The sequence below is a fragment of the Serratia sp. 201 genome, from assembly GCF_037027545.1.
Taxonomy (GTDB): domain Bacteria; phylum Pseudomonadota; class Gammaproteobacteria; order Enterobacterales; family Enterobacteriaceae; genus Serratia; species Serratia bockelmannii.
Map to the genome: position 1 here is coordinate 450,698 of NZ_JAXCHC010000002.1, position 12,440 is coordinate 463,137.

11 protein-coding genes are annotated in these 12,440 nt (G+C 59.6%); all 11 read left to right on the top strand.

The window, feature by feature from the left end; all coding sequences use genetic code 11:
• Positions 1–386 precede the first annotated feature (386 nt).
• On the top strand, positions 387–824 hold the full coding sequence (nuoA, locus tag WA302_RS10460; protein ID WP_025303663.1) for an NADH-quinone oxidoreductase subunit NuoA: 438 nt from the start codon (positions 387–389) through the stop codon (positions 822–824).
• A 15-nt stretch (positions 825–839) separates the two neighbouring features.
• A complete protein-coding gene (locus WA302_RS10465) occupies positions 840–1,514 on the top strand; it encodes a NuoB/complex I 20 kDa subunit family protein (protein WP_004936039.1) in 675 nt (224 codons plus the stop codon).
• Between the two features lie 96 nt (positions 1,515–1,610).
• Entirely contained in the window at positions 1,611–3,407 is a 1,797-nt protein-coding gene (gene nuoC, locus WA302_RS10470) for an NADH-quinone oxidoreductase subunit C/D (RefSeq protein WP_025303662.1), read from the top strand.
• Positions 3,408–3,409: 2 nt separating this feature from the next.
• Entirely contained in the window at positions 3,410–3,961 is a 552-nt protein-coding gene (gene nuoE, locus WA302_RS10475) for an NADH-quinone oxidoreductase subunit NuoE (RefSeq protein ID WP_004936034.1), read from the top strand.
• Positions 3,958–5,304, top strand: a complete 1,347-nt coding sequence (gene nuoF, locus WA302_RS10480; RefSeq protein WP_015378579.1) for an NADH-quinone oxidoreductase subunit NuoF — start codon at positions 3,958–3,960, stop codon at positions 5,302–5,304. The genes nuoE and nuoF overlap by 4 nt, the downstream gene beginning before the upstream one ends.
• Before the next feature lie 77 nt (positions 5,305–5,381).
• Positions 5,382–8,120 carry an NADH-quinone oxidoreductase subunit NuoG gene (gene nuoG, locus WA302_RS10485; RefSeq protein ID WP_197791268.1) on the top strand — a complete coding sequence of 913 codons (2,739 nt, stop codon included), beginning with the start codon at positions 5,382–5,384 and terminating at the stop codon, positions 8,118–8,120.
• Positions 8,117–9,094 (top strand): NADH-quinone oxidoreductase subunit NuoH, encoded by a 978-nt coding sequence (gene nuoH / locus WA302_RS10490; RefSeq protein WP_004936022.1) that lies wholly within the window; start codon positions 8,117–8,119, stop codon positions 9,092–9,094. Before nuoG ends, nuoH begins: the two co-directional genes overlap by 4 nt.
• Positions 9,095–9,108: 14 nt before the next feature.
• Positions 9,109–9,651: an NADH-quinone oxidoreductase subunit NuoI gene (gene nuoI / locus WA302_RS10495; protein ID WP_025160170.1), complete on the top strand. Its 543-nt coding sequence runs from the start codon at positions 9,109–9,111 to the stop codon at positions 9,649–9,651.
• A 13-nt stretch (positions 9,652–9,664) separates the two neighbouring features.
• Positions 9,665–10,222 (top strand): NADH-quinone oxidoreductase subunit J, encoded by a 558-nt coding sequence (gene nuoJ / locus WA302_RS10500; RefSeq protein WP_019453717.1) that lies wholly within the window; start codon positions 9,665–9,667, stop codon positions 10,220–10,222.
• Complete coding sequence (nuoK, locus tag WA302_RS10505) at positions 10,219–10,521, top strand: NADH-quinone oxidoreductase subunit NuoK (RefSeq protein WP_004936014.1); 303 nt, start codon at positions 10,219–10,221, stop codon at positions 10,519–10,521. Before nuoJ ends, nuoK begins: the two co-directional genes overlap by 4 nt.
• Entirely contained in the window at positions 10,518–12,365 is a 1,848-nt protein-coding gene (gene nuoL / locus WA302_RS10510; protein ID WP_043140059.1) for an NADH-quinone oxidoreductase subunit L, read from the top strand. Before nuoK ends, nuoL begins: the two co-directional genes overlap by 4 nt.
• Positions 12,366–12,440: the final 75 nt, after the last annotated feature.

The window sequence follows — 12,440 nt, forward strand, 5'->3', positions numbered from 1 at the left end:
TGTCCTGGATCAAAAAAATACCCCTAGGTAGTGAGTGGAAGAACAGGGAATTCCTGAGACAATGGTATAGTAAAACTGAAATGTGCATGTTGGTTTATATCTATCTGTTTCTACACAAAAATTAACTGACACGATTTAGCCTGTCCCTGGCGCATCAAATGTTAATCAAATGATACGTATGTAAACTAGTGTGTAGATACTTTTGTCAAAGTTGACAAAAGGTTATAGAAAGGAGTAAAAAGCCCACAGAAAAACGCTGCCTAACTCGCTGTAAAAGCAGTTTGTTTGTGTGGTTATTTATCCTTCCCTTAAATCGATGTGGCGCACTAACTGCCGGTGACAAGAGCAGTGCGATCGACGCCACTTTTGATGAGTAAGCATAGAGTATGTCAACAACCACTGAAGTTATCGCTCATCACTGGGCGCTCGCCGTATTTCTCGTTGTGGCTATCGGGCTCTGCGGCTTAATGCTGCTGGGCGCGTTCTTCTTGGGCGGGAGAGCCCGGGCGCGCGCCAAACACACCCCGTTTGAATCAGGCATCGACTCGGTCGGCACGGCGCGCATGCGCTTGTCCGCCAAGTTCTACCTGGTGGCCATGTTCTTCGTTATTTTCGACGTTGAAGCCTTATACCTGTATGCCTGGTCGGTCTCGGTTCGCGAGAGCGGTTGGGTAGGCTTTATCGAAGCCGCCATTTTCATTTTGGTGCTATTGGCCGGTCTGGTTTATCTGGTGCGCATCGGCGCGTTGGATTGGACTCCGGCGCGTTCCCAACGCCGCAGCAAACCGAGCACGATCACTAACACCAACAGTCATCCGCAGTAACAGCGAGGCATTAAGATGGACTATACGCTCACCCGCATAGACCCGAACGGTGAGAACGACCGTTATCCCCTGCAAAAACAGGAGATCGTCGCCGATCCCCTGGAACAACAGGTCCACCGCACGGTTTACATGGGTAAACTCGAACATGCGCTGCATGACATGGTGAACTGGGGGCGTAAAAACTCTATTTGGCCGTATAACTTCGGCCTTTCGTGCTGTTACGTGGAGATGGTGACGTCGTTTACCGCCGTTCACGACGTGGCGCGTTTCGGTGCGGAAGTGTTGCGCGCCTCCCCGCGTCAGGCTGACCTGATGGTGGTGGCCGGTACCTGTTTCACCAAGATGGCCCCGGTCATCCAGCGCCTGTACGAGCAGATGCTGGAACCGAAGTGGGTGATCTCGATGGGCGCCTGCGCCAACTCCGGTGGTATGTACGACATCTATTCCGTGGTGCAGGGCGTGGACAAGTTCCTGCCGGTCGACGTGTACATTCCCGGCTGCCCACCGCGTCCGGAAGCCTACATGCAAGCGCTGATGCTGCTGCAGGAATCTATCGGCAAAGAACGTCGCCCGCTGTCGTGGGTTGTCGGCGATCAGGGCGTTTACCGCGCCAATATGCAGTCTGAAAGAGAGCGTAAACACGGCGAGCGCATCGCGGTGACCAACCTCCGGACGCCTGACGAGATTTAAGACGTTCATTTAACGTCCATCTTAGTGCGCTATTGGTTAACACAGCGAAAAGTGAAACTTGCGGCGAATAACCCTTTAGTGTGGTGAAAAAAAATTATGACAGATTTGACGACGCACGACGCCTTGCCTGCCTGGCAGACCCGAGATCACCTTGACGACCCGGTGATCGGCGAACTGCGCAACCGTTTTGGGCCGGAAGCCTTTACTGTTCAGGCCACCCGTACCGGCATGCCCGTGGTATGGGTTAAACCTGACCAGTTACTGGAAGTAATGACGTTCCTGAGAAAACAGCCGAAGCCGTATGTCATGCTGTTCGATCTGCATGGCGTGGACGAACGTCTTCGCACCCACCGCGACGGCCTGCCCGCTGCGGATTTCTCCGTTTTCTACCATCTGATTTCCATCGAGCGCAACCGCGACATCATGCTGAAGGTGGCGCTGTCTGAAAAAGACCTGCACGTGCCCACGGCGACCAAGGTATTCCCGAACGCCAACTGGTATGAGCGCGAAACCTGGGAAATGTTCGGCATCACCTTCGACGGCCACCCGCACCTGTCGCGCATCATGATGCCGCAGACCTGGGAAGGGCACCCGCTGCGCAAGGACTACCCGGCGCGCGCCACCGAATTCGATCCTTTCGTGCTGACCAAGCAGAAAGAAGATCTGGAGATGGAAGCGCTGACCTTCAAGCCGGAAGACTGGGGCATGAAGCGCGGCACCGAGAACGAAGACTTCATGTTCCTCAACCTCGGCCCGAACCACCCGTCTGCGCACGGTGCGTTCCGCATCATTCTGCAGCTGGACGGCGAAGAGATCGTCGACTGCGTGCCGGACATCGGTTATCACCACCGCGGCGCCGAGAAGATGGGCGAGCGTCAATCCTGGCACAGCTACATTCCGTACACCGACCGCATCGAGTATCTCGGCGGCTGCGTGAACGAAATGCCTTACGTGCTGGCGGTCGAGAAGCTGGCCGGTATTAAGGTGCCTGAGCGCGTCGACACTATCCGCGTGATGCTGTCCGAGCTGTTCCGTATCAACAGCCACCTGCTGTATATCTCCACCTTCATTCAGGACGTCGGCGCGATGACCCCGGTGTTCTTCGCCTTTACCGACCGTCAGAAAATCTACGATCTGGTGGAAGCGATTACCGGCTTCCGTATGCACCCGGCCTGGTTCCGCATCGGCGGCGTCGCGCACGATCTGCCGCGCGGTTGGGATCGCCTGCTGCGTGAATTCCTCGACTGGATGCCGAAACGTCTGGATTCTTACGTGAAAGCGGCGCTGAAGAACAGCATCCTGAAAGGCCGTTCCATCGGCGTAGCGTCTTACAACGCCAAGGAAGCGCTGGAGTGGGGTGTGACCGGTGCCGGCCTGCGTGCTACCGGCGTTGAGTTCGACGTGCGTAAATGGCGTCCTTACTCCGGCTATGAGAACTTCGACTTCGAAGTGCCGGTGGGCGACGGCAACAGCGACTGCTACACCCGCGTGATGCTGAAGGTGGAAGAGCTGCGCCAGAGCCTGCGTATCCTCGAACAGTGCCTGAACAACATGCCGGAAGGCCCGTTCAAGGCCGATCACCCGCTGACCACGCCGCCGCCGAAAGAGCGCACGCTGCAGCACATTGAAACGCTGATCACCCACTTCCTGCAGGTTTCCTGGGGCCCGGTGATGCCAGCCAACGAATCATTCCAGATGATTGAAGCCACCAAAGGGATCAACAGCTACTACCTGACCAGCGACGGCAGCACCATGAGCTACCGCACCCGGGTACGTACGCCGAGCTTTGCGCACCTGCAGCAGATCCCATCGGTCATCCGAGGCAGCCTGGTTTCCGACCTGATCGTCTATCTGGGTAGTATCGATTTTGTAATGTCAGATGTGGACCGCTAACTATGCATGATCAAAAAGACAATCACGCAGTCAACGATGCGCTCGAGCCCATCAATGCAGCCGCTCCTCAGAGCGGCGTTGATGCATTTGTACTGAGCGCGGAAGAACGTGATGCGATCGAGCACGAAAAGCACCATTACGAGGATCCGCGCGCCGCTTCCATCGAAGCACTGAAAATTGTGCAGAAGCAGCGCGGCTGGGTTCCGGACGGTGCGATTTACGCCATCGCGGAAGTGCTGGGCATCCCCGCCAGCGACGTAGAAGGCGTGGCCACGTTCTACAGCCAGATTTTCCGTCAGCCAGTAGGACGTCACGTGATCCGTTATTGTGACAGCGTTGTTTGTCACATCACCGGTTACCAGGGCATTCAGGCCGCTATCGAGAAGAAGCTGAACATCAAGCCGGGTCAAACCACTTTTGATGGCCGCTTCACGCTGCTGCCGACCTGCTGTCTGGGCAACTGCGATAAAGGGCCGACCATGATGATTGATGAGGACACTCACAGTCAGTTGAAGCCTGAAGATATCGAGACGCTACTGGAGCAGTATCAATGACCAAGCACATTGTACGCACTCCCGAAACGCATCCGCTGACCTGGCGTCTGCGCGATGACAAGCAGCCGCTGTGGCTGGACGAATACCGCAGCAAAAACGGCTATGCCGGCGCAGAGAAGGCCCTCAAAGGCCTGGCCCCGGACGAGATCGTCGGCCTGGTGAAAGATTCCGGGCTGAAGGGCCGCGGCGGCGCGGGCTTCTCCACCGGTTTGAAGTGGAGCCTGATGCCGAAGGACGAATCCATGAACATCCGTTACCTGCTGTGTAACGCCGATGAGATGGAGCCGGGCACCTATAAAGACCGCCTGCTGATGGAGCAGCTGCCGCACCTGTTGGTGGAAGGCATGCTGATCTCCGCGTTCGCGCTGAAAGCCTATCGCGGGTACATCTTCCTGCGCGGCGAGTACATCGAAGCGGCGGCGCACCTGCGTCGCGCCATCGCGGAAGCCACCGAAGCCGGCTATCTGGGCAAGAACATTCTCGGCACCGGGTTTGATTTCGAGCTGATTGTGCACACCGGCGCCGGCCGTTACATCTGCGGCGAAGAGACCGCGCTGATCAACTCGCTGGAAGGCCGCCGCGCCAACCCGCGCTCCAAGCCGCCATTCCCGGCCAGCGCCGGCGTCTGGGGCAAGCCGACCTGCGTCAACAACGTCGAAACGCTGTGCAACGTGCCGGCCATTTTGGCGAACGGCGTGGAGTGGTACACCGGCATCTCCGGCAGTGAAGACAAAGGCACCAAGCTGATGGGCTTCTCCGGCCGGGTGAAAAATCCGGGCGTCTGGGAGCTGCCGTTCGGCACTACCGCGCGCGAGATCCTGGAAGACTACGCCGGCGGCATGCGCGACGGTCTGCGTTTCAAAGCCTGGCAGCCGGGCGGCGCGGGCACCGACTTCCTGACCGCCGATCACCTCGACCTGCCGATGGAATACGGCGCGATCGGCAAAGCCGGCAGCCGTCTCGGCACCGCGCTGGCGATGGCGGTAGACCACGAGATCGGCATGGTGCCGCTGGTGCGTAACCTGGAAGAGTTCTTCGCCCGCGAGTCCTGCGGCTGGTGTACGCCATGCCGCGACGGCCTGCCGTGGAGCGTGAAGATCCTGCGTGCGTTGGAAAACGGCGAAGGGCAGCCGGGGGATATCGAAACCCTCGAACAGCTGTGCCGCTCCCTCGGCCCGGGCAAAACCTTCTGCGCCCACGCGCCAGGTGCCGTAGAGCCACTGCAAAGCGCGATTAAATATTTCCGTGAAGAGTTCGAGGCGGGTATCGCCGTGCAGCACTTCGGCAACGCCCATGCGATTGGCGGCATTCAGCCGAACAATCTGCTGAAGCAGCGCTGGTAAGCCGAACTCGCCCGAACAAGGCCAGAATTTTTGATTAACGCCTGCCGCAAGGCAGGCCACTTGGAAGCATGCTGACTATGGCTACGATTCATGTAGACGGCAAAGAGTATGAGGTAGACGGGGCGGACAACCTGCTGCAGGCTTGTCTTTCCCTCGGCCTTGATATTCCTTACTTTTGCTGGCATCCGGCGCTGGGAAGCGTCGGCGCTTGCCGCCAATGTGCGGTAAAGCAATACCAAAACGCGGAAGATACGCGCGGCCGTTTGGTGATGTCCTGTATGACCCCGGCATCCGATGGCACCTTCATCTCCATCGATGACGGCGAAGCGAAGCAGTTCCGTGAAAGCGTGGTCGAGTGGTTGATGACCAACCACCCGCACGATTGCCCGGTCTGTGAAGAAGGCGGTAACTGTCACCTGCAGGATATGACGGTAATGACCGGCCACAGCTTCCGCCGCTACCGCTTCACCAAGCGTACCCACAACAACCAGGAGCTGGGGCCGTTTATCTCGCACGAGATGAACCGCTGCATCGCCTGCTACCGCTGCGTGCGTTACTACAAAGACTATGCGGACGGCACCGACTTCGGCGTGTACGGCGCGCACGACAACGTCTACTTCGGTCGCCCGGAAAGCGGCACGCTGGAAAGCGAGTTCTCCGGCAACCTGGTGGAAGTGTGCCCGACCGGCGTCTTCACCGACAAAACGCACTCCGAACGCTACAACCGTAAATGGGACATGCAGTTCGCGCCGAGCATTTGCCAGCAGTGCAGCATCGGCTGTAACACCAGCCCGGGCGAGCGCTATGGCGAGCTGCGCCGTATCGAAAACCGTTACAACGGCAGCGTGAACCACTACTTCCTGTGCGACCGCGGCCGTTTCGGTTACGGCTACGTCAACCAGAAAGATCGTCCGCGTCAACCGCAGCAGCTGCGCGGCGATGACTGGATCACCCTGAACGCCGAGCAGGCGATGCAGGGCGCGGCGGACATCCTGCGTCAGGCGAAGAAAACCATCGGCATCGGCTCCCCGCGCGCCAGCCTGGAAAGCAACTTCGCACTGCGCGAGCTGGTCGGCGCCGAGAACTACTACACCGGTATCGCTCAGGCGGAGCAATCACGCCTGGCGCTGATGCTGAACGTGCTGAAAAACGGCGGCGTCCATACGCCGGCGCTGCGTGAGATCGAAGATTACGACGCGGTGCTGGTGCTGGGCGAAGACCTGACGCAAACCGGTGCGCGTATCGCGCTGTCCGTGCGCCAGGCCGTCAAGGGGAAAGCTCGCGCGATGGCGGCGGCGCAACGTGTTGCCGACTGGCAGATCGCGGCGGTGCAGAACATCGGTCAGCACGCCAAGTACCCGCTGTTCACCACTAACATCGACAACACCCGCCTGGACGACATTGCCGCCTGGAACTACCGCGCGCCGGTGGACGAGCAGGCGCGCTTCGGCTTCGCCATCGCGCACGCGCTGGATAGCGCGGCACCGGCGGTGAACGATCTGGCCGAGGGCCTGAACAAGAAAGTCGATATCATCGTGCAGGCGCTGACCGGCGCACGCAAACCGCTGATCATTACCGGCAGCAACGCCGGCAGCGAAGCCATCATCGAAGCGGCGGCCAACATCGCCAAAGCGTTGAAGGGCCGCGGTTCCGATGTCGGCATCACCTTCGTGGCGGGCGCTGCCAACAGCATGGGCCTGGCGATGATCGGCGGCGGTTCGCTCGATCAAGCGCTGGAACAGCTGGCGAGTGGCGCAGCCGACACCGCCATCGTGATGGAAAACGATCTCTATCGTCATGCGCCGGCGGCGCAGGTGGACGCAGCGTTGGCCAAGGTCAACAACCTGATCGTCGCCGACCACCAGCGCACCGCGATCATGGACAAAGCCAACCTGATCCTCTCCTCGGCCAGCTTCGCCGAGAGCGACGGTACGCTGATCAACCAGGAAGGCCGCGCGCAGCGCTTCTTCCAGGTATACGATCCGGCTTACTATGACGACGCCAAGAAAAATCAGTTCACCGTGATGCTGGAAAGCTGGCGCTGGATGCACTCGCTGCACTCCACCTACACCAGCCGCCACGTGGACTGGACCCAGCTCGATGACGTGATCGCCGCTTGCGTCGCTGCGTTGCCGCAGCTGCAGGGCATCGTCGACGCCGCGCCGGACGCGACGTTCCGCATCCGCGGTCAGAAGCTGGCGCGTTCGCCGCACCGTTCCAGCGGCCGTACCGCCATGCGCGCCAACATCAGCGTGCACGAGCCGCGTCAGCCGCAGGATAAAGACACCATGTTCGCCTTCTCGATGGAAGGGAACAACAGCCCGCTGGCCGATCGTCAGCAGATCCCGTTCGCCTGGGCGCCAGGCTGGAACTCACCGCAGGCATGGAACAAGTTCCAGGCCGAAGTGGGCGGCAAACTGCGCCACGGCGATCCGGGCGTGCGCCTGATCGAAGCGGGGGAGGGCAGCCTCGGTTACTTCGACCGCGTGCCAGCCGCCTTCAATCCGAACGACGGCTGGCGTGTCGCGCCTTACTACCACCTGTTCGGCAGCGATGAAATGTCGCAGCGCTCTCACGTGATCCAGCAGCGCATGCCGGAAGCCTACGTGATGGTCAACCCGGCCGACGCGGCGACGCTTGGCGTCAACGCGGGCAGCCTGGTGGAGTTCAGCTGCGCGGGCCAGACCTTGCGTCTGCCGGTGCGTCTGAGTGAAACCCTGACCCAGGGCCAGGTTGGTTTGCCGCTCGGCTTGCCAGGGATCCCGCCGATCTTGGTGGGTGCTAAGGTAGACAATCTGCGGGAGGCGGCACGATGAGCTGGTTTACCCCTGAGGTGATCGACATTCTGATCGCCATTCTTAAAGCGGTCGTGATCCTGTTGGTGGTCGTGGCGTGCGGGGCATTCATGAGCTTCGGCGAACGCCGCCTGCTCGGCCTGTTCCAGAACCGCTACGGACCGAACCGCGTAGGCTGGGGCGGCTCGCTGCAGCTGGTCGCCGACATGATCAAAATGTTCTTCAAGGAAGACTGGGTACCGAGATTCTCCGACCGGGTGATCTTCACCCTGGCGCCGATGATCGCCTTTACTTCCCTGTTGCTGGCATTTGCCATCGTTCCGGTCAGCCCGACCTGGGCGGTGTCCGATCTCAACATCGGTATTCTGTTCTTCCTGATGATGGCCGGCCTGGCGGTGTACGCCGTGCTGTTCGCCGGATGGTCGAGCAACAACAAATACTCGCTGTTGGGCGCGATGCGCGCCTCCGCGCAAACCCTGAGCTACGAAGTGTTCATCGGCCTGTCGCTGATGGGCGTGGTGATGCAGGCGGATTCGTTCAACATGCAGGCCATCGTTGAATCCCAGGCGCACGTCTGGAACGTCATTCCGCAGTTCTTCGGCTTCGTGACCTTTGCGATCGCCGGCGTGGCGGTGTGTCACCGCCACCCGTTTGACCAGCCGGAAGCCGAGCAGGAACTGGCCGACGGTTACCACATCGAATATTCCGGCATGAAGTTCGGTCTGTTCTTCGTGGGGGAATACATCGGTATCGTCACCGTGTCCGCCCTGATTGTGACGTTGTTCTTCGGCGGCTGGCAGGGTCCGTTCCTGCCGCCATTCATCTGGTTCGCGTTGAAAACGGCCTTCTTCATGATGATGTTCATCCTGATCCGTGCCGCGCTGCCGCGTCCGCGTTATGACCAGGTGATGTCCTTCGGCTGGAAAGTGTGCCTGCCGCTGACGCTGCTGAACCTGCTGGCAACCGCCGCGGTCATTTTGTACAACGCTCAATAAGGGGTGAATAAACCATGACATTGAAAGAGTTAGTGGTTGGTTTCGGCACCCAGGTGCGCAGCATTTGGATGATTGGCATGCATGCCTTCGCCAAGCGCGAAACCCAGATGTATCCGGAAGAACCGGTTTACCTGCCGCCGCGCTACCGCGGCCGCATCGTGCTGACGCGCGATCCGGACGGCGAAGAGCGCTGCGTCGCCTGTAACCTGTGTGCGGTGGCCTGCCCGGTCGGCTGTATCTCGCTGCAAAAAGCGGAACAGAAAGACGGCCGTTGGTATCCGGAGTTCTTCCGCATCAACTTCTCGCGCTGCATTTTCTGTGGCCTGTGCGAAGAGGCTTGCCCGACTACCGCTATCCAGCTGACGCCGGATTTCGAACTGGGTGAGTACAAGCGTCAGGATCTGGTGTACGAAAAAGAAGATCTGTTGATCTCGGGGCCGGGTAAATATCCGGAATATAACTTCTACCGGATGGCCGGTATGGCGATTGACGGCAAAGCCAAAGGCGAAGCCGAAAACGAAGCCAAACCGATCGACGTCAAAGGTCTGTTGCCCTAAGGAGCCAGCAAGCATGGAAATTGCATTTTATCTGGCAGGTTTGATTGCGGTGGCCGCGACGATTCGCGTGATCACCCATACCAACCCTGTGCATGCGCTGCTGTATCTGATCGTCTCGTTACTGGCGATCTCGGCAGTCTTCTTCTCTCTCGGTGCCTACTTTGCCGCCGCGTTGGAAATCATCGTCTATGCGGGCGCCATCATGGTGCTGTTCGTGTTCGTGGTGATGATGCTGAACCTCGGCAACGTGCAGCAGCAAGAACGCGACTGGATGAAGCCGACGGTGTGGATCGGGCCTGGCCTGTTGTCACTGGCGCTGCTGGTGGTATTGATCGTCGCGATCCGCAGCGTATCCGATCAGGGTATCAGCGGCGAGATGGTCGACGCGAAGGCGGTGGGCATCAGCCTGTTCGGGCCTTACGTACTGGCGGTTGAGCTGGCTTCAATGCTGCTGCTGGCGGGTCTGGTTGTCGCCTTCCATATCGGCCGCGAGCACAAGCCTGGCGAGGTGCTGAGCAACGCGCCGGCGAGTGGCGAAATGGCGAGAAGAAAATCGGAGGAGCAAGCATGATCCCTCTTCAACATGGCCTGATCCTGGCGGCTATCCTGTTTGTGCTCGGGCTGACCGGGCTGCTGGTGCGCCGCAACCTGCTGTTTATGCTGATCAGCCTGGAAGTGATGATCAACGCTGCGGCGTTGGCGTTTATCGTGGCGGGAAGCTACTGGGGCCAGGCGGACGGGCAGGTGATGTACATCCTGGCGATCAGCCTGGCGGCAGCCGAGGCCAGTATCGGCCTGGCGCTGCTGCTGCAGCTCTACCGTCGTCGTCATACCCTGAATATTGATACTGTCAGTGAGATGCGCGGATGAACCTATTATATTTAACAATTCTGCTACCGCTGATCGGGTTCCTGCTGTTGGCATTTTCCCGCGGTCGTTGGTCTGAAAACACGGCGGCCACCGTCGGCGTGGGTTCTATCGGCCTGGCTGCGCTGGTCACGGTGTATGTGGCGATGGATTTCCTCGCCCAGAAAGCCGCCGGCGTGCAGCTGTTCGAGCAAAGCCTGTGGACCTGGATGGCCGTCGGTAACTTCAATATCGGCGTGACCCTGGTGCTGGACGGCCTGTCGCTGACCATGCTGTCGGTGGTCACCGGCGTCGGCTTCTTCATCCACATGTTCGCTTCCTGGTACATGCGCGGTGAAGAGGGCTATTCGCGCTTCTTCGCTTACACCAACCTGTTTATCGCCAGCATGGTGGTATTGGTGCTGGCGGACAATCTGCTGCTGATGTATCTGGGTTGGGAAGGCGTGGGTCTGTGCAGCTACCTGTTGATCGGTTTCTACTATAAAGATCCGGCCAACGGCGCGGCGGCGATGAAAGCCTTTATCGTCACCCGCGTGGGCGACGTGTTCCTGGCGTTCGCGCTGTTCATCCTCTACAACGAGCTGGGCACGCTGAACATCCGCGAGCTGATGATCCTGGCGCCGCAGAAACTGGCGGTGGGCGATACGGCCATCACCTGGGCGACCCTGATGCTGCTGGGCGGCGCGGTCGGTAAATCGGCGCAGCTGCCGTTGCAAACCTGGTTGGCGGACGCGATGGCGGGCCCAACCCCGGTTTCCGCACTGATCCACGCGGCGACCATGGTGACCGCGGGCGTCTATCTGATCGCCCGTACGCACGGCCTGTTCCTGATGGCGCCGGAAGTGCTGCACCTGGTGGGCATCGTCGGTGCGGTCACTCTGCTGCTGGCCGGCTTCGCCGCGCTGGTGCAGACCGACATCAAGCGCGTGCTCGCTTACTCCACCATGAGCCAGATCGGTTACATGTTCCTGGCGCTGGGCGTGCAGGCATGGGACGCGGCGATCTTCCACCTGATGACCCACGCGTTCTTCAAGGCGCTGCTGTTCCTGTCGTCCGGTTCGGTGATCCTGGCTTGCCACCACGAGCAAAACATCTTCAAGATGGGCGGCCTGCGCAAGAGCATCCCGCTGGTGTACGTCTGCTTCCTGGTGGGCGGCGCGGCGCTGTCTGCGTTGCCGCTGGTCACGGCCGGCTTCTTCAGTAAGGACGAGATCCTGGCGGGCGCGATGGCCAACGGCCACATCAACCTGATGGTTGCCGGCTTGGTTGGTGCGTTCATGACCTCGCTGTACACCTTCCGTATGATTTTCATCGTGTTCCATGGCGAAGAGAAAATCAAAGCGCATGCCGGTAAAGGCATCACTCACCACCTGCCACTGCTGGTTCTGCTGGTGCTGTCCACCTTCGTCGGCGCGATGATCGTGCCGCCGTTGCAGGGCGTGCTGCCGGATACCACCGAACTGGCGCACGGCAGCGTGCTGACGCTGGAAATCACCTCTGGCGTGGTGGCTATCGTCGGCATTCTGCTGGCGGCCGCGCTGTGGCTGGGCAAACGCAGCCTGGTCAACAGCATCGCCAACAGCGCGCCGGGTCGTTTCTTCTCGACCTGGTGGTTCCATGCCTGGGGCTTCGACTGGCTGTATGACAAAGTGTTCGTCAAGCCGTACCTGGGTATTGCGAAGCTGCTGCAGCGCGATCCGCTGAACTCGCTGATGAACCTGCCGGCCGTCTTCTCCCGCTGGGGGAACCGCGGTCTGACGGTGAGCGAGAACGGTCAGGTGCGTTGGTATATAGCGTCTATGGGTGTGGGTGCAGTGGTCGTATTGGCTCTGTTGATTTTGGTTTAATTGAATAATTTAAACAGACGCATTTTTCGGGCGTAGCGCCGGGTAGGCGCTACGTACAAAGTTTGAAATTATTCG

Coding starts and splice junctions, on each gene's coding strand:
- nuoG (WP_197791268.1), top strand. CDS start 5,382: ATGGCTACGATTCATGTAGACGGCAAAGAGTATGAGGTAGACGGGGCG.
- nuoF (WP_015378579.1), top strand. CDS start 3,958: ATGACCAAGCACATTGTACGCACTCCCGAAACGCATCCGCTGACCTGG.
- WA302_RS10465 (WP_004936039.1), top strand. CDS start 840: ATGGACTATACGCTCACCCGCATAGACCCGAACGGTGAGAACGACCGT.
- nuoH (WP_004936022.1), top strand. CDS start 8,117: ATGAGCTGGTTTACCCCTGAGGTGATCGACATTCTGATCGCCATTCTT.
- nuoC (WP_025303662.1), top strand. CDS start 1,611: ATGACAGATTTGACGACGCACGACGCCTTGCCTGCCTGGCAGACCCGA.
- nuoJ (WP_019453717.1), top strand. CDS start 9,665: ATGGAAATTGCATTTTATCTGGCAGGTTTGATTGCGGTGGCCGCGACG.
- nuoK (WP_004936014.1), top strand. CDS start 10,219: ATGATCCCTCTTCAACATGGCCTGATCCTGGCGGCTATCCTGTTTGTG.
- nuoE (WP_004936034.1), top strand. CDS start 3,410: ATGCATGATCAAAAAGACAATCACGCAGTCAACGATGCGCTCGAGCCC.
- nuoI (WP_025160170.1), top strand. CDS start 9,109: ATGACATTGAAAGAGTTAGTGGTTGGTTTCGGCACCCAGGTGCGCAGC.
- nuoL (WP_043140059.1), top strand. CDS start 10,518: ATGAACCTATTATATTTAACAATTCTGCTACCGCTGATCGGGTTCCTG.
- nuoA (WP_025303663.1), top strand. CDS start 387: ATGTCAACAACCACTGAAGTTATCGCTCATCACTGGGCGCTCGCCGTA.